We start from the raw sequence: 19,269 nt of genomic DNA on the forward strand, positions 1-19,269 counted from the left end.
CACCCTAAAAACACAAACGATTGTAGCAGATATGTAAAAATCGGAAAAAAAGATTTTTCCCTAATCACACAACTAAAACTACCTTTTTGCCATAATTAATGAAAATATAGAATGCAGAATGCCTCTGAAATAAACATGTCTACTCATGCAACATAAAAGATTAATCTATATCAATTTATTGTGAGACAATCCGATTAGTGACCATTAAACGTAAACCTAATGAATTACCACAACGGAGTAAAAAGCTCTTTCCCCTAGAAGAAGATGATGATGTCATATAAAAAAATTGACGTAAAATAGAATGATCTTTGATAGTGATAATATTCTTATCTTCACAGATCATAAACATTGGTAGATTATAAATCTTTCCCCATAATCGCCAGTCTAATAGAACATTATTCAAATCTCTAGAAACTAAAAGTGGAATACAAGCTTCTTCATCTGTATGGAGCAATTCTAATGCGACAGCTTTTTCTCCTGTAAGAGTTTCTACTATACGCGCTGCAATTCCTTTGAAGTAATAAACTGGAATCAAACGTGACAGACTGGAAGAATTATCAACTTTCAGAGAAACACTGTGTTCATTCAACGAACAAATCATGTGATTTCCCGTTCTTGATACAAAGTATGTCGCTGTTTGCGGCAAATGGCACGGATCTAACCGAAACTCAAACCCCACTTTTGCCCGATTAAAACATTGATTAGCCATATAGTTTTCCCAATTCATTTCAATAAAACATACTTTATATAATATCTTTTTCTCATTGAATTATTAAGCTTTAGGTAAAAAAATTGTTTTCTTTTCCGTTATCAAAATCCCAATAAGAATAGAAAAATATTCATCATTTTCAATTTATAACACTTTGCCAGGATTCATAATTCCTAAAGGGTCGAATGTTTTTTTAATCGCTTGCATAATTTCTAATGAAACGGGTGATTTAAAAGTATGCAGTTCCTTCCGCTTGAGCTGCCCAATTCCGTGTTCGGCAGAAAATGTACCTTGATAATGCATCACTAAACAATGGATCCGGTCATTCATTTGTGAATATAATTGCAAAAATGATGCAGTATCAGCCCCTATGGGTTGTGTAATATTATAATGGAGGTTCCCATCACCCATATGACCAAAACATACCACCCGCGCACCTGGGGCAATCTCTTCAACAATAAGAGCAGCTTCAGCAATAAAGTCAGGAATGGAGGCAATAGGTACAGCAATATCATGCTTAATAGACCCTCCTGCTAACTTCTGCGCTGGTGACATATTATCACGCAATTGCCAAAAAAAATCTTGCTGTTTTAACGATTGTGCAACAACTGCATCCTCTATAATATCATCTTTTAAAGCTGTTTCTAAAATAACATTTAACACCGATAGCGCTTCATCATCACTACGTGATGATGAAATATTAATCAAAACATACCATTCATGCTCATGTTCAAAAAATGAACTAGCATGGATCGTATAATTTAAAGCCATTTGTAAGCTGAGTTTTCCCATAAGCTCAAAACCAGTTAACAATGGCCCCCCATAACACTGAGCAAGGGATAAAAACTTAAGAGCATTAGCTGGACTGCGTAAACCTACAAAAGCAACTGCTTTTCCTTTAGGCTTTGGAAAAAGCTTTAAAACTGTTGCAGTAATAACCCCTAAAGTCCCTTCTGAACCAATAAAAAGGTCTTTCAAATTATAACCGCTATTGTCCTTTTTAACAAAACGCAGATCATCTAAAATACGCCCATCAGGCAAAACAACTTCCAAACCAAGACAAAGCTCACGCATATTACCATAAGCTAAAACAGCTGTCCCTCCGGCATTAGATGAAAGATTGCCCCCTATTTGACAAGAACCTTCTGAGCCTAAAGAAAGAGGGAAAAAACGATCTACTTCATCTGCCTTTTTTTGTAAGGTATGTAAAATAACACCAGCTTCCACAACAGCAAAATTACCCTCAGGATTAACTAATCGAATTTTGTTTAAACGTTCCATAGATAAAACAACACTACGCCCACTATCATCTGGCTGTTGAGCACCTACAAGACCAGTATTTCCTCCTTGAGGTACGATTGGTGTGCGTGTTTTGCTGGCCAAACGCATAATAGATGATACCTCATCTGTTGAAGATGGCCGTAAAAGTAATGGCGTTTTTCCATGAAAAAGTCCACGATTTTCAAGCAAATATGGTGCAATCAAAGATTGATCTGTGATAGTATTTGCAGAACCAACAATTTTTCTAAAACACTCAACTAAATTCTGCTCCACCTTCATTTTCCTCTCGGTGCTGCAGCACGCATTAAACGATCATTAATAGCTACACCTAATCCGTAAAATGGAATAGACTCCACTGCAATACATTTCACCTTTAATGAATCCAACTGTTTCATATAGTCAAACAAATGGAATGCAGCTTCTTCCAATTGACCACTTTCACTTAAATTTAAAATAGAGATAGCATTTTCAGCACCTACAATGCGATTAGGGCCAAATGCTAAAAGTGCTTCGCCGTTCTCTACTTGTTGTGCATTTAAACGTACTAAAGCATTAGGAGCATAATGTGATTTTAACATACCTGGTGCCTCAATTGCAGCACGCTGATCTAATTGTTTTAAAGACTGCCCTGCCACTTCTTCAATTTCTTCAGCAGTTACCCCACCAGGACGCAATAGATAGATATTTTTATTACAAACCTTAATAATCGTTGATTCAAGCCCTATCTTAGAAACTCCTCCATCAATAATTAAAGGCACTGATGCCCCTAAAGATGCAAATACAGATGCAGCTGAAGTGGGACTAAGACCTCCCGATTGATTTGCACTAGGAGCTGCCAAAGGTCGACCAAAATGTTGAACAACTTCTGCAAAGCCACCAACAGGAAAACGAACAGCCAATGTATCAAGACCAGAAGTCGTTAAAGGATGAATATTATGATTAACCTTTAATGGTAAAACTAATGTCAAAGGCCCTGGCCAAAATGCTTCCATAAATCGACGTGAAAGCAAATCAATTTCCACATAATGTTCTGCCATAACAATGCTACTTACATGAACAATAAGAGGATTAAATTGTGGCCGCTTCTTTATAGTAAAAATAGAAGCAACTGCTTTTCCATTAGTTGCATCACCAGCCAATCCATAAACAGTTTCTGTTGGTAAAGCCACTAATTGACCCTGTTTAAGAACCTCAACCGCTTCTTTTATTGAAGCACTGTTTAAAGGTAGGATTGTCATGAAATGTCATCCTTATAATCTTCTTTCAGTGGTGCAAAACTATAACGATGCAATCCTAAAATGGGCCCATATTTAGCAATAGCCGTACGATGTGCTACTGTTGCATAACCCACATGTTTTTCTAAACCATAACCTTCATAAACCCGCCCAGCACATTCCATCATTCGATCACGTGTTACTTTGGCAACAATGGATGCTGCCGCAATTGAAACCGAACGCTGATCACCTTTTATCAAAGCAGTTGCTGGACATGGCAAATGAGGTGGAATATCACGCCCATCAACCAATACATAATGAGCTGGAATAGAAAGTCCTATAACACAACGGCGCATTGCTTCTAAAGTTGCTTTCCTGATATCAGATTGATCAATCGCACGGGCGCAAATACTTGCAACAGAAATTGCCAACGCATTTTGCAAAATTTCACCATAAAGTTGATTGCGCTGTTGAGCAGAAAATTTCTTTGAATCATTCAACCCTTCAGGAATGTGGTTTTTATCTAAAATAACTGCTGCTGTTACCACAGGTCCAGCTAAAGGCCCTCGCCCAACTTCATCAACACCCGCTATATAAAAGAAGCCTTGTTTGTGTAAATCCAATTCGTGCGAAAAATCTGGCTGAAGTGGCACATTAAATACATTTGACAAATTGCGAACACGACGAAACATATATTTATATTTGCATTACCACCTATTTTCCGCAAGCCCCACAGTAAAAATAGCTTACTCCAACATTTTTTAGCTCTCAAACAACATGATAACAAAAAAATCAAGTATAGGGGGGAGCGTTAATTTTCCAACTAAATATTATTTATACATCTTTACATGCCTTAATCAAACCTAGAAAACAAACACGAAAATTCCATTGATTATCTCCCACTCTTATACATGATGAAGTTATTACAACATCAATCATCTTAATAAAAAACTCTGTGAAAAATATATTCAAAATTCTCTTATTTGTTTGTTTAAAAGAGGCTTTAAAGTTTCTCGCATAAACACTTCCACCCTCTAAACAAAAAACTATTGTGATGATAATCTCAAATAAAGAGCATCCCCCATGTCTTTTACCTACACAACATATTATTGCTAACATCACTTTTAAAAAATACGTATCACTCGACTAGGAAAATTATTTTAAGCTACCCTTTTCAAAAGCCGTAAAGGAATTATTGTGCTTTTCCAAAATGTATTTGGATATGAATAAAGAATTTAATACTAAAGAGCAGAAACATAAATTCGTTAATTATCACTATAAACAACAGTCCTTAATCTTCACATTGCTTATCAAAACCTTCCTACAGTCATAATTGATTTAACAAACCAATTTGGATGTGCTGATTTAATAAGGAAAGCCGCTTTTTGAGCTGCTTGTTGATCTTTAAAAATGCCAAAGCAAGTTGCGCCTGAACCAGACATACGAGAAAAAAGGGCTCCACTTTCATCTAATGCATATAAAACCTCAGCCAATTGAGGTGCAATTTTTAATGCAGGAGCAAAAAGATCATTACGCGTTTCTCGTAAAGCTTCAACCAATGAAAAAACTGTTTTTAAAGCTGCTGGATCAATTTTTAAATGAGGATGATCGCGCTTTTCCAAAGCCTGAAAAATAGCGGATGTTGCAATTTGTTGACCATGATTTACCAATACCATCGCAATAGAACAGGCTTCTTTTAGTCGTGTTATATCACCGCCAATTCCTTGAACAAAAAGCGGTTGCTGATATTCTAACGCAAAAAGACACATCGGTACATCAGCACCAAGTTCTAAACTAATTGCTGCTAATTCTTCACAAGAACAATCAAGATTCCATTGCCGACGCAATATACTAAAAACCCCAGCAGCATCTCCTGATCCACCACCAATACCCGAAGCAACAGGTAACGTTTTAATAAGCTGAAAAAAGGCAGGTTTAGCATTTTCAGGAAATATCTTGCGCATCAAATTGTGGGCGCGGATAACTAAATTATCTGAATAAGAAACAAGCCCATTAGCAAAGGGACCTTTTACAATAAAGTGATCTTTTGTAAAAGGTGTATAACTTAAACAATCACCACTAAGACTAAAATAGACCAAACTTTCTAATAAATGATAACCATCAGCGCGCTGACCCACAACATGCAAAGCCAGATTCAACTTAATAGGCGTTAAAAGATGAAAACCCTCTTTAAGAGAAGCCTGCGCACCTGATATCATTTAACGTAATATTCACCTGTACGAGGGTCTTTCACAAGAGTTCCTTTTACATCTGTACGTGATTTAACTCTTGTATGGCAAACACGTTGCAACACCCAGTGTAACTGGCGCCTAAATAAATAATAAATATACAGAATCATCACACCAATGAAACTGAATAAAATAAGTCGGATCATTTTAAATCCCTTTTCCTCTCGCAATAGCTTCTAAGCAAAATCGCCAACAAAATTAAATGTAAATTAAAATGGTATGCTAACTACAAACCATACCGTTGCCAAAGTGCCCGTTCTTCTGCTGCCATCCATGCACCATCAACTGCTGTATAAACCATATCAGCAGTAACCCCCGAAGGCATTTTAGGCCCAAAAAAACTTTTGGAAGGAGAAATTAACCGAAGCTTTGTATCATGACCAAACCGATCTTTAATAACAGAGCGTACATCACCTAACTGATCAACCAAGCCAAGCTCAACACCTTTCTTTCCACTCCAAAACATTCCTGTAAAAATATCTGAATCATCTGATAATTTCGATGCACGCCGTTCTTTGACCAAATCAATAAAAGTTTGGTGAACTTCAAGTTGCAAAGATTTCAAATGTTCAACGCCCATCTTCTTTTCTGGCTGAAATGGATCTAATACAACTTTGTTTTTTCCTGCTGTATAAACACGCCGTTCCACACCAATTTTCTTCAAAAGCTCAGGAAAACCAAAAGAAGCTGAAACAACCCCAATAGAACCAACAACAGAAGAAGGGTCAGCAAAAATTTCATCCCCAGCGCAAGCAATCATATAACCACCTGATGCTGCTACATCTTCAATAAATACGAGAACCTGTTTATTTTTCTCATTTGCCAAATCCCGAATACGCTGAAAAATGAGACGTGATTGTACAGGTGAGCCACCGGGAGAATTGATAATTAAAACAACAGCTGGTGCTTTTTTATCGGCAAAAGCCTTGTCTAAAAGGGGGGCACATCTACCTAGCGAAAGCGTACGAGCCATAAATGAATTTGAATCCATAATTGCCCCATGAAGTCGTACTACAGGAATTTCAAGTTTACTGGAAAGAAAACGACGTGGAATAAGATTTTTAACACTGTTAATCAAAACAAAATCTCCCTATAAGAAATCGAGAAAACATAACTCGAAAATAAATAAAAAGCTTAATCCGAATTTAAAAAATAAGCTAAAAAACACAAGACATCATTAAAAAAGTTCCCACAAGCTTATACACCCATTATTGATTGCATCAACCCGTGGTGAAAAAGCATGACCTTCATCTTCATGCACAATTAACGCCGGCAATATAGATAAAGCTGCTCGACTTCCCCGTTTTGCATAAAATAACATACGAGTTGCGGCCGCTTTAGCTCGAGAATGAACAGGAATTACACATATATTACCAAAACGCCCCTCTAAAGCGTGTAATATATCATTAAGCGATTGGGGACGTGCAATCAACCCTAGATATCCACCTGGTTTAACAATTGCAGCTGCACTGCGTAACCAATTGTCAAACATTGCTTCAGGCATAACATGTGCCTCAGACTTCTGTTCATCAGGTGTTTTACGATCCATAGGATTATTAAAAGGTGGATTCATAATCGCAAAATCAAAAACATTATCCATTAAACCTGCCTTTAAGCGTGCATTGCCTTTTAAAGCAATATCTGCTTCTAATAAGCACACTCGACTAGCTAGTTTCTTATTTTGTTTCAGCGCAAGCGTTTTTTGAGCATAAGATATCATAAAAGCTGATCGTTCAACTAATGTAACATGAGTTTTTAAACAACGTGAAGCAACTGCTAATCCCGCTGCGCCTGCACCTGCGCCTAAATCGACAACCTTTCCTTTAAAGTTATCAGGAACCAGACCAGCCAATAACATAGCGTCCATACCAGAACGATGCCCCTGCAAACGTGGTTGAACTAAGTAAAACTTCCCACGATGAAATTCATCAATTGTCTCATCACTATGATTCGTCGTGCTATCCATCTGTAAGCCTAATATTGATCCTTATATTGCCCTTCTTTCAATTGTAATTAAATTATCTTAATTTCAAAATTATTGCCTTATTATAATAATTATATTCTCTAAGAGTAGAAAAACACTTTTCTAAATATTTAAAAAACTTCTGCTTCAAGGCAGTATCAAAGCTTGAGTCAAAAGTAATCCCGCTTTATGCTACAAATAGAAAATAAAGCTTATCTATATTTATTGAAAATACTCTAGGAGTAAACCAATTGGGTGCTATCATAAAACAAGACCATAAAAAAAATAACCAGGTTTCTTCCCAAACTCTCATCAACCTCACCAAAGATAATATGGAACGTGTAAACCAATTAATTATCTCTATGGTTCAAGCTGATGTCGAAATGATCCCTGAAATTTGTAATCATCTTATTTCATCAGGAGGAAAACGGTTACGTCCAATGATTACACTAGCTGCAGCTGATATGTTTGGATATCAAGGTGATGGGCATATAAAGCTTGCAACAGCAATTGAGTTTATGCATACAGCAACTTTATTACATGATGATGTAGTTGATGAAAGTAATCTCCGCCGTGGAAAATCTACCGCACGAATGATTTGGGGAAATAAAGCAAGTGTACTTGTTGGTGATTTTCTTCTAGGGCAAGCTTTTAAAATGATTGTAGATGTTGGCTCTATGGAAGCGCTTGCTATTTTAGCAAATGCTGCAGCAATTATTGCTGAAGGAGAAGTCATGCAGCTTGCCGCTGCCCAAAATATAGAAACCACTGCTTCAGATTATCTTAAAATCATTAATGCAAAAACAGCCGCACTTTTTTCAGCTGCCGCTGAAGTTGGGCCAATCATCGCTGGTTATGGACACGAAGAACGTTTAGCATTATGCGAATATGGCACATCATTAGGATTAGCTTTTCAATTGGTTGATGATGCACTTGATTATAGTGGCAATGCTGAACATTTAGGAAAAAATATAGGAGATGATTTCCGAGAAGGCAAAATTACTATGCCCGTTATCCTCTCATATACACGCGGTAATGCAACAGAAAAAGCATTTTGGAAACAAGCTCTTGAAGACAATAATAACAACGATGAATCTTTAGCACACGCACAACATTTAATGGAAAAATATGACAGTCTAACCGATACTATAGAACAGGCACGCATCTATGGAAAACAAGCAATCGACGCTCTTTCTCCAATAAAAGAAAACCCTCAAAAAAATGCATTCATTGAAATTGTTGATTTTTGTATTGCACGTGTAAACTGATTATTTGCAAGAATAATAATATTTTCTACAAAGACACCTAATATGTTTATAAATCGTATCATAAATTTATGATTTTTAAGAAGGATGAGCTCTATGCACTGTGCAATAAGGCCCTGCTTTTTTACTCTCGCTATAGCGGGAATCGTGCTGATGTCCTCACCCGTCTATAGCAAAATCGATTCAGCTATTGATGCAAAATCATTTACAGGTGCCTATCTAGCAGGGCGAGTTGCAAATCATGAAAATGAAACTAATCTTGCTATTAATTATTTTAAACAAGCACTCACCTATAACCCCAATAACATTGATGCACAAAAAGAAATCTTTGAAGCAATGCTTTCAGTAGGTGCATTTAAAGAGGCTGTCAAACAAGCAAAAAAATTGGAAGCACAAAATATTAGCCATCCTTTTATTTCCCTGACATTGTCAATAGATAACCTCATCAAAAAAAATTATAAAGACGTTAAACCCCTCCCACAATTAAAAACATCTCCTTCAATCAATAACCCGGCGTTTGACGTGATAAGCGCTTGGGCTACATTTGGATCAGGTAATCACTCTCAAGCAATAGCTGATCTTAAAAAACTTTTAGGGCCTATTTGGTATAATCTTTTCATACACTACCACCTCGCTCTTATGAGTGATCTGGCAAAACGCCCTAAAGAAGCAAAAAAATATTTTATGCAAGCATTAAACAATCAACAAGGTGCTATGGTTTCTCCTGACACCTATGAACGTATTATCATAGCCTATGCTTCATTCCAATTGCGTCAAAAAATGCGTAGCCAAGCTATTCAAACTATTCAGAACGGCGAAAAGATGTTGTCAGGCCGAGAGATACTTAAAAACATCCGACAAAAAGTTGAAAAAGGCGCTAATTTAGAAAATCCCGTTAAAACACCTCAGCAAGGAGCGGGTGAAATATTGTATGACTTTGGAACAACACTCAATCGAAGAAAATCAGAACATGTTGCACGTATTTTTAAACAATTATCTCTAGCCTTATATCCTCAAAATGATGCCACATTGTTCCAACTAGCAAACGTCTCTGCTAAATTGAATGACCCTGATCAAGCAATAAAACTTTATCGCGCCTTATCACCCCACTCTCCTTATTATAGAGAGGGACAATTGCAGCTCGCATTAACCCTTGCCAATAACAATCAACACACTGAAGCCATTAAGTTATTAACATCATTAGAGAAAAAAAATCCCAATGACCGCACTATTTATATAGCGCTATCTGCTATTTATATGCAAAAAAATAACTTTGCTGAAGCTGTTAAAATTATGGATCGCGCCATTGTACAAACGGTAGATTTTCAAAAAGATGATTGGAAACTCTTTTATCAACGTGGCATCGCATTTGAACGTTTAAAACATTGGACAAAAGCCGAAACTGATTTACGAAAAGCCCTGGAATTATTCCCTGATCAGCCATACGTACTTAATTATCTAGGTTATACACTTATTGATCGTAATCAAAAACTTGAAGAATCATTATCCATGCTTCAAAAAGCCTCAGCATTACAGCCAAAAAATGGTTACATTCTCGATTCTCTAGGATGGGCCCATTATAAACTAAAGCAATATAATCAGGCTGTAAAAATATTGGAAACTGCCGTCAAATTACAACCTCAAGACCCAACATTGAATGATCATTTGGGTGATGTTTATTGGAAAGTTGGGCGCAAACGTGAAGCAGTATTTCAATGGAATCATGCTATTGATGGACAGCCAGAAAATTTAAAAAAAATCAAAGAAAAACTGAAATTTGGTTTGCAAGACACAACAACGCTTGACCATACAAAGCAATAAACAGTAATAAAGATTATAAATTTCTTTGATTTATCTACTAATCACACATTAAGAGTATCAAACGTGAACTTCCCTGAGTATCTCAATCCTGCACGTTCTTTTCAAGGGCTCATTTTAACTTTGCAAAATTACTGGGCTCAATATGGATGTGCAATTCTGCAACCCTATGATATGGAAGTAGGCGCTGGGACTTTCCATCCAGCTACAACGCTGCGTTCATTAGGACCACGCCCTTGGAAAGTGGCTTATGTCCAGCCTTCCCGGCGTCCAGCAGATGGTAGGTACGGTAAAAATCCAAATCGTTTACAGCACTATTATCAATTTCAAGTGCTTCTCAAACCCTCTCCTCCAGATTTACAAGAGCTTTACATTAACTCTCTACAAGCTATTGGCCTCGATACAAAACTGCATGATATTCGTTTTGTCGAAGATGATTGGGAAAGCCCAACACTTGGAGCTTGGGGACTTGGATGGGAATGCTGGTGCGACGGAATGGAAATCTCTCAATTCACTTACTTTCAACAGGTTTGCGGCATTGAGTGTATGCCAGTTTCAGGAGAAATTACTTATGGGCTTGAACGCTTAGCCATGTACATCCAAGGAGTTGACAACGTCTATGATCTTAATTTTAATGGTTTAGATGGCGCAAACAAAATAAGTTATAGAGATATTTTTTTACAAGCAGAACAGGAATATTCACATTATAATTTTGAATTTGCTGATACCAAATTGCTACATCAACATTTTATTGATGCAGAACGTGAGTGTATCGCACTGCTTGAAGTTGGAAAACCAAACAAAGAAAATAGCTACCATCAATGTGTTTTACCAGCTTACGATCAATGCATTAAAGCTAGTCATATTTTTAATCTTCTTCAAGCACGCGGTGTTATCTCTGTAACCGAAAGACAAAGTTATATTCTTCGTATCCGTGATCTAGCACGCCGTTGTGGTGAAGCCTTTCTATCAACTGAGGCTGGTCAAGCTCATACGAAAGGTGAAATCTAATGTCTAATCTTCTTCTCGAGCTCTTTAGTGAGGAAATCCCTGCTCGGATGCAACGTAAAGCTGCTTCTGATCTCAAAAAGTGTGTTACTGATCAACTTGTTCATGCAGGATTAACTTATAAAGCTGCCTGTGAATATTGGACACCCCGCCGGTTAACATTAGATATACGTGGTCTTTCTACAAGCTCACAAGATACCCACGAGGAACGCAGAGGTCCCAGCACAAAATCACCGCAGCATATGATTGATGGTTTTTTGCGTGCTACAGGCCTTAATAATATTTCTGAAGCACATATTGTACATGATAATAAAAAAGGTGATTTTTATGTCGCTAAAATCACCAAAAAAGGTCGGGCTGCAGAAGAAATTATTGCTGATATTTTGCCTGATATTATCCGTAATTTTCCATGGCCAAAATCCATGCGTTGGGGCCAAGATTCAGCCCAAACTGGAGCCTTGAAATGGGTCCGATCTTTACAAAATATTCTTTGTGTTTTCGGACCAGAAATTGGCGAAACACACATCGTTCCATTTACAGTTGGTTCTCTTAAAAGTAATAATTTAACCTATGGTCATCGTTTCTTAAGTGATGGAAAACCTATCCAAATACGCCGTTTTGATGACTATGTCACTCTACTTGAAGCTCACAAAGTTATTCTGGATACAGAAAGGCGAAAAAATATTATTTTAGCAGATGCTCAAAATCTTTGTTTTGCAAATGGTTTAGAGCTTGTTCAAGACAATGCGCTTTTGGAAGAAGTCGCAGGACTTGTTGAATGGCCTGTCGTCCTTATGGGCGATTTCGATAAGACTTTTCTTGATATTCCTCCAGAAATTATCCGCTTAACCATTCGAGCTAATCAAAAATGCTTCGTCACTCGCAAACAGGGGGAAAAGATTAAACTATCTAATCATTTTATCCTCGTTTCCAATGTTCTTGCAAATGATGGTGGTAAAGAAATTACCAAGGGTAATAGTAAAGTTGTACGCGCTCGTCTTTCCGATGCACTTTATTTTTGGCAAACAGATCAGCATGATTTACCGGATATCGCGCATTTGAAAGATTCTGCTGCAAAATTTGATCTTGATTTAAATAAACCTCTTGATCAGCGAATGGCACAGCTAGATTATTTGAATGTGACCTTCCATGCCAAGTTAGGGACGCAAGGTGCAAGGGTAGAAAGGATTGCTGCTTTAGCGCAAAAAATCGCACCTTTAGTGCAAGCAGATCCTCTATTGGCAAAACGTGCAGCAATACTTGCAAAAGCTGATCTGCAAACAGGAATTGTTGCCGAATTTCCTGAGCTACAAGGGCTGATGGGGCGAAAATATGCACTTCTCCAAGGAGAAGATCCCCACGTGGCTGAAGCAATCGAAGATCACTACAAACCTCTAGGACCAACAGATCGCATCCCGTGTGAACCTATCGCTATAGCAGTTGCATTAGCTGACAAAATTGACATACTTGTTGGTTTTTGGCTTATTAATGAAAAACCAACCAGTTCAAAAGATCCTTATGCATTAAGGCGAGCAGCACTAGGAATTATAAAGCTTGTGCTTTCACGTGATTGGAAAATTAATCTTATGCCCCTCTTTGATCAGGCGGTGGATCTTTTTTTACAACAAAAAATAAAATATACCTCCCCCAAAATAGAAGCTAAACAACAACAAAATACTCTTTCAGAAACAAAAAAAGATATTTTATCAGATCTCTTGTCATTTTTACATGAACGCTTGAAAATTTATCTTAAAGATGAAGGAGCTCGTTATGATGCTATTGAAGCAGTTTTAACCAAAGATGCTGATGATTTTTTATTAGTTGCACGTTGTATTGAATCACTCATTGTTTTCATCAACACAAATGATGGAAATGATTTTTTAGCTTCTGTAAAACGTGTCGTAAATATTCTTGAAAATCAACCATCTAAAGATATCACAACAATAAACACACTTAACCCTGAACTTTTTAGCGAAATAGAAGAAAAACAATTATATCAAGCAATCATTGACGCAGAAAAAAAGCTTCATGATCAGACTAATGCAACTAATTTATCACTTGCACTCAATGCCCTTGTACCACTAAAAAAACCTATTGATACATTTTTTGAAAAAGTATTAGTAAACGATAAAAATTCCGCTATTCGCGCTAATCGTCTTGCTCTTCTTGAACGTATCCGCTTAATCACACAAAATGTCACGGATTTCTCGAAGCTTGCAATCTAAAACCTAACGTTCTTTCAATTTTAAAAATGATAAAAATAATTTTTGTTATTTTTGAAATGCTTTTTATACTGAAAATAGCTCAAAATAATAAACTACTTGTTGATAGTGCCTTAAATAATTTCAAAACAGTAAAAATCAAATAGAAATTACACTTTCTAATAAATTGACGAAAAATTTAGAAAACATAAATCGAGGATAGGTAAAAGTCAGAAATTCTTGATCAACCTCGAAAAATAAAAATCATATTCAATAAATATTTTGTTTGATAAAAGCACCAATTCTTGGAAGTCTACGCAAATCTACTTCCCCCAAAGCTTTGCTCCTAAAAGTAAAAGACCAGCGTTTTAAACTCTTCAAACAATATTAATTAAGGTACTCTTTCATTTTGGAAAGAGACTCTTTAGTGAGAGATTTTTCAATAAGATCTTTAGATTCCTTAAAATCTAATTCCTTATTAATAAGCGTACGTGAGGAAGAAATTGCTAAATCAATAGCAGATAGAGAAACAACTCGAATTGCATCTGCTTCTGCTTGAGCAATTTTTTGCTCTACCATTTTTTTGCGATTTTTAACATATTCTTCTGTTTTTGTGCGAGCTTCAGCAACAATAACTGAAACTTCATTCTTAGCAGCAGCAATAATTTCTTGAGCATTTTTTTCTGCTTCTACACATTTGCGCTGACATTCAGCCAATATCTCCTGCGCTTCTTCACGAAGACGAAGAGCTTCATCAAGCTCATCCGTAATACGCTTTGTCCGCATATCGAGACTACGCGCTACCATAGTTGGAACTTTAAAATAAACTAAAAGAGTTAAAAAAAGAACTAATCCAATAAAAGCCCAAAATGTATCAGTCATCCTTGTGATTCCTTACAGCTCGTAGCTTTAACAGTTAAATTGACAACTTCTTCACTCACATCAATATCAAGCAATTTCTTAACAATTTCACGAGTTACTTCTTCTGCAATTAAACCAACATTTTGCATAGCTTTATCTCGAATTTCTGCTATTTGATCTCCAGCAGTTGCTAGCTTTTTCTCTAATTCTTTTTCAACTTCTTTTCGTTCAAAATCAGCCTTTTCTTTGATTTTATCTCTTGCCTCTTGCACTATAATACGCGCCTGTAAACGAGCTTCTGCTAGTTTTTTCTCATAAACTTCAATCACAGTATCTGCTTCTTGCTTCATACGCATAGCCTGATCTAAATCAGATGCAATTCGATCACGACGCGTTTCAATGACATTTCCAATACGGGGTACAATCACCCGAGCAATGAAGAGATAAAAAAAACCAAAAGAAATTGCCAACCAAAAAAGGTGAGAACTAAAATGCACAAAATCAAAAGGCGGAAACACGCGGTTTGCGTGCTCTACCGCATTTTCAATATGTTCTATGGGCGTTTCAGCAGCTTGTGCATAAGCACTGGAAATAAACATCCTATTTTATCCTTCAAACAACTACCTCAGGCCCTTTATTTAGAACCTATGATAACTGAGTCATTTCCCTTTTATTAAAAAACGCAAGACTATGTCTGCTCTTTGTACAAAAACAGACATACCTTTTTAAATTGGTTAAACTGCAAAAAGAAGCAAAAGAGCAATAAGCAACGAAAAAATACCCAAAGCTTCCGTCACAGCAAAACCAAAAACTAAACGACCAAACTGACTATCTGCTGCTGATGGATTACGTAAGGCACCAGAAAGATAGCTACCAAAAATATTTCCCAGCCCCAATGCTGTCCCAGCCATACCAAAGCAGGCAAGACCAGCGCCAATATATTTTGCTGCAAGTGCTAATTCCATATTATTCTCCTTTGAAGTGAAATTGCATTATTTGACTAAAATTCATTATTTATTAGTGCCCCGGGTGAACAGCATCACTAAGATACATACAAGTTAAAACCGTAAAGACATAAGCTTGTAGAAATGCTACCAAAAATTCAAGAGCAGTAATTGCCACAGTCATAATGAGAGGTAAAACAGAACCACCAATACCTATAACCCCTACTCCAACCATTGAAACAATAAAACCAGAAAATACTTTAAGCGTGATGTGACCAGCAAGCATATTAGCAAAAAGACGAAGTGAAAGACTAATAGGGCGAGACAAAAAAGAAATAAGCTCAATCATTGTGACTAAAGGCAAAATCATAACAGGCACACCACTAGGCACAAAAAGTTTTAAAAAACAAACCCCATGTTTATAAAAACCATAACCAATCACCGTCAAGATAACTAACATCGCCAATGAAAAAGTGATCATAATTTGAGAGGTAATAGTATAAAAATAAGGAAAAAGACCAATAAAATTAGCAACCAAAATAAAAATAAATAATGAAAATACTAAAGGGAAAAAACGCATTCCCTGTACGCCAGCTGATTCACGCAAAGTCGACGCTACAAACTCATATGCCATTTCAGAAATAGACTGCATACGCGTTGGAACCAATCTACGACTTGATGATGAGAGAAAAAGAAATACTGAAGATAAAACAACCGTAACGACTATAAAAAATGATACATTCGTAAACGATAAATCCATATTTCCTATAGAAATATTAATCAGCCGTGAAACCTCAAACTGATGAATAGGATCTGGAGCGTGCGCTGTCACTTTAACCTCATTTATTAAATTTATCGACCCTTTTATTCTGATGCGATACGCTATTTTTTCCTAATTGACTAGGAGCAATGTGCCCTAAAGACCGAAGAATATTTACTATACCAGAAGTAAACCCAAGAAAAAGAAAAAATATCAATCCCCATGGCAACAAACCTGTTAGCTTATCAAATCCCAACCCTAAAACAATACCTACAATAACACTTGCCAGAAACTCACTCGACAACTTAACGGCATGCCCTACCTTGTTTTGTGACTCCCTGTTCTCATTTTTAAGATCCTGTTTCTTTAATGCTTTCTTACGCATTAAAGCCAATCCCAAATTTTGACTACGCCATTCTAAATCCTCTAAATGAAAAGAATCTCTTTGCTTTTTCTCTTCAGCCTCCTTTTGTGGCACAATGGGTTTATCGCCCTTTGCCATAATTGGCTCCTTAATCAAAAGCAAAATCAAAATACATCTAAAGCTTCCTGCAACATATTGTTACTAAATTCATTCGTCAAGCTACCCAAAAGCGTCTATCACAAGGATTTTATCAATAAATAAACCAATAATGATTTATCATCGAAAAACATAATAATATGACTCAACTCCTGGTTAACATTATGCGTTCTATAATACTTAAATATACCCTATAATACTTAAGTATATCAATTTTAACTATCAAACAACAAAAACAACAAGATAGCTATCTTAGAACCAATAAATTGCATTTCTGCTCTCACTTTTAAAAGCTATATTTTACTGTGCAGTTTTAGAAATCTATTAAACAATTGCTCTATTGGAATCTTTTGATTCATATATATTTTAGCCACCATACGTCAATACAAACTAACTCAATTTATAATATTAATAATACATAATGCCATACATAAATGACGATAATAGAATTCTAACCATCCCCATACAATTAGCCTTTTGCTTTTTAGTATTTTCATGTGCACCTCAAATAAAGAGCTTCAATGTGACATTTTTTTATTTCAAAAGTCGCTACAGGTCATAGCATCGCTTACCCACAAAATGCTTATTTCTAACGCAGAAAAAACGATTAATCTCTCCTGTCTTAACTCCCCTCATTACACTGCTCAAAGATAAAGAAATAGCATTTTTAAGAAGAGCATAACCAAGAATTAATACATCAAATACAACCATGATTGATCAAAATACAAAAAGCTCAAACATTGATAACCTTGAAAATATTAGTCATTCAAAAAATATATTATCGTTACAACTATTAAACTTCACCTTAGAAAAACTGAGGAAAAACTGTTGCACTCTCTATAAAACTTTTGACTTTTAGCGATTTAACAAAAATATATTTCATATCTTTGATTGTAATGAACGCAATATTATTGCTTGTTTATTTTACACATTCATTTTTGTTTCAAAAACTTAACAAATCAAAGCAAAGCCTCTTTAAAAGCTAGTTATTAAATGCCCATTTTAAACCTTTAAAAAGTCTAAAAATGACTTAGAACATAAAGGAAATTGTTACCTTTTTCCATCATGCAAAAGGATTATCAGATGTTCGCAGTAATAAACGGATGGGCACGCCTGGCATATCAAATGTATCACGCAACCCATTAGACAGATAACGCAAATATGATTGAGGCATTGCATCTGACCGTGAACAAGAAATCATAAACCCCGGAGGACGTGTTTTAATTTGTGTTATATACTTAATCTTAAGTCGACGCCCAGAAACCGCCGGTGGTGGATGGTGCGCAACTATAGTTTCAAGCCAGCGATTAAGTTTCCCTGTAGAAATACGACGATTCCACACACGATGAATCATCATGATATTTTCCATAAGTTTATCAATCCCTTTACCATACTGGCCTGATAAAGGGACAGCTCTCAAACCACGAACCTGAGGAAGAAGACGAGCACATTTTTCATGTAAATCAGCCAATATTTCTTGGCAATTTTCAATAAGATCCCACTTATTGAAAGCTATAATCGGAACTCGCCCCTCACGAATCACAAGATCAGCAATTTGTAAATCTTGCTTTTCAAAAGGCATGGTTGCATCAAAAACAATCACCACTACTTCCGAGAAACGGATTGCGCGTAAAGTGTCTGCAACAGAAAGTTTTTCTAACTTTTCTTGAACTTTTAATTTTCGACGCAACCCCGCCGTATCAAAGAGTTTAAAACAACGACCACGCCATTCCCAATCTACAGAAATAGAATCACGCGTAATACCAGCTTCAGGCCCTGTCAGCAAACGATCCTGCCCCAACATACTATTGATCAGTGTTGATTTTCCAGTATTGGGACGACCAGCAATTGCTATCCGAATAGGTTTGCTTTCATCGTAAACAAAACCTCTTTCTTCCAAATCGTCAAAATCATTATCTAAAGACACACACCGCGTAAGAGCACATTCCTCTTCTTTTACTTGCTCAAAAGCCTTATCTTTACCAACAGCATTTACAATTGCATCACGAAGATCCGAAAAGCCTAGACCATGTTCAGCAGATATTGCGCAAGGCTCACCTAAACCTAAAGACCATGCTTCATATCCTCCTTCTATTGCCATCTTTGACTCAGATTTATTGACAATAAGCACAATCGGTTTTCCGGACTTGCGAACCAATGAAGCAAAACTACAATCACTTGGTGTTACCCCACTCTTTGCATCAAGTACAAATAGGATAAGATCCGCTTCTTTAATAGCAGCCTTTGTCTGAAAAAACATACGACCTTCAAGTGTTTGATCACTTGCATCTTCTAAACCGGCTGTATCAATTACATTAAAACGTAAATCTTGAAGCCTTGCCTCATGAACACGCCGATCACGTGTTACACCTGGCTTATTATCAACCAAAGCCAATTTTTGCCCAACCAAACGATTAAATAATGTTGATTTCCCAACATTGGGCCGGCCAACTATAGCAATGGTGAGGCTCATTAA

Annotated in this window: 17 protein-coding genes; 4 read left to right on the forward strand and 13 right to left on the reverse strand. The window is 36.5% G+C overall.

Annotated features, from left to right (window positions below; genetic code table 11):
- Positions 1 to 175 precede the first annotated feature (175 nt).
- The 7 genes from GGR10_RS01995 to GGR10_RS02025 all read right to left on the reverse strand — a co-directional run bounded on the left by GGR10_RS01995 (position 176) and on the right by GGR10_RS02025 (position 7,419).
- Entirely contained in the window at positions 176 to 709 is a 534-nt protein-coding gene (locus GGR10_RS01995) for a DUF6101 family protein (protein WP_182479665.1), read from the reverse strand.
- A gap of 144 nt (positions 710 to 853) precedes the next feature.
- The gene (locus tag GGR10_RS02000) at positions 854 to 2,263 is read right to left on the reverse strand and encodes an FAD-binding oxidoreductase (protein ID WP_182479666.1); all 1,410 of its coding nucleotides are present in this window, start codon (positions 2,261 to 2,263) and stop codon (positions 854 to 856) included.
- Positions 2,264 to 2,265: 2 nt separating this feature from the next.
- On the reverse strand, positions 2,266 to 3,228 hold the full coding sequence (locus GGR10_RS02005; RefSeq protein WP_182479667.1) for an L-threonylcarbamoyladenylate synthase: 963 nt from the start codon (positions 3,226 to 3,228) through the stop codon (positions 2,266 to 2,268).
- A complete protein-coding gene (locus GGR10_RS02010) occupies positions 3,225 to 3,896 on the reverse strand; it encodes a ribonuclease HII (RefSeq protein WP_182479668.1) in 672 nt (223 codons plus the stop codon). The genes GGR10_RS02005 and GGR10_RS02010 overlap by 4 nt, the downstream gene beginning before the upstream one ends.
- Positions 3,897 to 4,514: 618 nt before the next feature.
- Entirely contained in the window at positions 4,515 to 5,423 is a 909-nt protein-coding gene (locus tag GGR10_RS02015; RefSeq protein WP_182479669.1) for a 4-(cytidine 5'-diphospho)-2-C-methyl-D-erythritol kinase, read from the reverse strand.
- A 256-nt stretch (positions 5,424 to 5,679) separates the two neighbouring features.
- Positions 5,680 to 6,531: a S49 family peptidase gene (locus GGR10_RS02020; RefSeq protein ID WP_182479670.1), complete on the reverse strand. Its 852-nt coding sequence runs from the start codon at positions 6,529 to 6,531 to the stop codon at positions 5,680 to 5,682.
- Between the two features lie 99 nt (positions 6,532 to 6,630).
- Entirely contained in the window at positions 6,631 to 7,419 is a 789-nt protein-coding gene (locus GGR10_RS02025; protein WP_182479671.1) for a tRNA1(Val) (adenine(37)-N6)-methyltransferase, read from the reverse strand.
- 248 nt (positions 7,420 to 7,667) lie between these two features.
- On the opposite strand from GGR10_RS02025, the gene GGR10_RS02030 reads away from it, so the two are divergent.
- The 4 genes from GGR10_RS02030 to glyS all read left to right on the forward strand — a co-directional run bounded on the left by GGR10_RS02030 (position 7,668) and on the right by glyS (position 13,732).
- A complete protein-coding gene (locus tag GGR10_RS02030) occupies positions 7,668 to 8,684 on the forward strand; it encodes a polyprenyl synthetase family protein (protein ID WP_182479672.1) in 1,017 nt (338 codons plus the stop codon).
- A 93-nt stretch (positions 8,685 to 8,777) separates the two neighbouring features.
- Positions 8,778 to 10,502, forward strand: coding sequence for a tetratricopeptide repeat protein (locus GGR10_RS02035; protein WP_182479673.1), 1,725 nt, complete (start codon positions 8,778 to 8,780; stop codon positions 10,500 to 10,502).
- Positions 10,503 to 10,565: 63 nt separating this feature from the next.
- Entirely contained in the window at positions 10,566 to 11,510 is a 945-nt protein-coding gene (locus tag GGR10_RS02040; RefSeq protein ID WP_078689495.1) for a glycine--tRNA ligase subunit alpha, read from the forward strand.
- Complete coding sequence (gene glyS / locus GGR10_RS02045) at positions 11,510 to 13,732, forward strand: glycine--tRNA ligase subunit beta (protein ID WP_182479674.1); 2,223 nt, start codon at positions 11,510 to 11,512, stop codon at positions 13,730 to 13,732. The genes GGR10_RS02040 and glyS overlap by 1 nt, the downstream gene beginning before the upstream one ends.
- Positions 13,733 to 14,095: 363 nt before the next feature.
- Here glyS and GGR10_RS02050 read toward each other — a convergent pair whose 3' ends face one another.
- From GGR10_RS02050 to der, 6 genes are all read right to left on the reverse strand, one after another.
- A complete protein-coding gene (locus GGR10_RS02050) occupies positions 14,096 to 14,590 on the reverse strand; it encodes a F0F1 ATP synthase subunit B (protein WP_182479675.1) in 495 nt (164 codons plus the stop codon).
- Positions 14,587 to 15,168 (reverse strand): F0F1 ATP synthase subunit B, encoded by a 582-nt coding sequence (locus GGR10_RS02055; RefSeq protein ID WP_182479676.1) that lies wholly within the window; start codon positions 15,166 to 15,168, stop codon positions 14,587 to 14,589. The genes GGR10_RS02050 and GGR10_RS02055 overlap by 4 nt, the downstream gene beginning before the upstream one ends.
- Before the next feature lie 135 nt (positions 15,169 to 15,303).
- A complete protein-coding gene (locus GGR10_RS02060; protein ID WP_007477984.1) occupies positions 15,304 to 15,534 on the reverse strand; it encodes a F0F1 ATP synthase subunit C in 231 nt (76 codons plus the stop codon).
- A gap of 52 nt (positions 15,535 to 15,586) precedes the next feature.
- The gene (locus tag GGR10_RS02065) at positions 15,587 to 16,345 is read right to left on the reverse strand and encodes a F0F1 ATP synthase subunit A (protein ID WP_182479677.1); all 759 of its coding nucleotides are present in this window, start codon (positions 16,343 to 16,345) and stop codon (positions 15,587 to 15,589) included.
- 7 nt (positions 16,346 to 16,352) lie between these two features.
- Positions 16,353 to 16,775, reverse strand: a complete 423-nt coding sequence (locus tag GGR10_RS02070) for an AtpZ/AtpI family protein (protein ID WP_010703454.1) — start codon at positions 16,773 to 16,775, stop codon at positions 16,353 to 16,355.
- Positions 16,776 to 17,856: 1,081 nt separating this feature from the next.
- Entirely contained in the window at positions 17,857 to 19,266 is a 1,410-nt protein-coding gene (gene der, locus GGR10_RS02075) for a ribosome biogenesis GTPase Der (RefSeq protein WP_182479678.1), read from the reverse strand.
- Positions 19,267 to 19,269: the final 3 nt, after the last annotated feature.

It is taken from the genome of Bartonella chomelii (genome assembly GCF_014138465.1).
In the GTDB taxonomy this organism is placed as follows: domain Bacteria; phylum Pseudomonadota; class Alphaproteobacteria; order Rhizobiales; family Rhizobiaceae; genus Bartonella; species Bartonella schoenbuchensis.

What these genes read in the sequence shown, in the direction of transcription:
- GGR10_RS01995 (WP_182479665.1), bottom strand. Translation starts at nt 709, where the DNA reads ATGGCTAATCAATGTTTTAATCGGGCAAAAGTGGGGTTTGAGTTTCGG.
- GGR10_RS02005 (WP_182479667.1), bottom strand. Translation starts at nt 3,228, where the DNA reads ATGACAATCCTACCTTTAAACAGTGCTTCAATAAAAGAAGCGGTTGAG.
- GGR10_RS02010 (WP_182479668.1), bottom strand. Translation starts at nt 3,896, where the DNA reads ATGTTTCGTCGTGTTCGCAATTTGTCAAATGTATTTAATGTGCCACTT.
- GGR10_RS02015 (WP_182479669.1), bottom strand. Translation starts at nt 5,423, where the DNA reads ATGATATCAGGTGCGCAGGCTTCTCTTAAAGAGGGTTTTCATCTTTTA.
- GGR10_RS02025 (WP_182479671.1), bottom strand. Translation starts at nt 7,419, where the DNA reads ATGGATAGCACGACGAATCATAGTGATGAGACAATTGATGAATTTCAT.
- GGR10_RS02035 (WP_182479673.1), top strand. Translation starts at nt 8,778, where the DNA reads ATGCACTGTGCAATAAGGCCCTGCTTTTTTACTCTCGCTATAGCGGGA.
- glyS (WP_182479674.1), top strand. Translation starts at nt 11,510, where the DNA reads ATGTCTAATCTTCTTCTCGAGCTCTTTAGTGAGGAAATCCCTGCTCGG.
- GGR10_RS02050 (WP_182479675.1), bottom strand. Translation starts at nt 14,590, where the DNA reads ATGACTGATACATTTTGGGCTTTTATTGGATTAGTTCTTTTTTTAACT.
- GGR10_RS02055 (WP_182479676.1), bottom strand. Translation starts at nt 15,168, where the DNA reads ATGTTTATTTCCAGTGCTTATGCACAAGCTGCTGAAACGCCCATAGAA.
- GGR10_RS02060 (WP_007477984.1), bottom strand. Translation starts at nt 15,534, where the DNA reads ATGGAATTAGCACTTGCAGCAAAATATATTGGCGCTGGTCTTGCCTGC.
- GGR10_RS02070 (WP_010703454.1), bottom strand. Translation starts at nt 16,775, where the DNA reads ATGGCAAAGGGCGATAAACCCATTGTGCCACAAAAGGAGGCTGAAGAG.
- der (WP_182479678.1), bottom strand. Translation starts at nt 19,266, where the DNA reads ATGAGCCTCACCATTGCTATAGTTGGCCGGCCCAATGTTGGGAAATCA.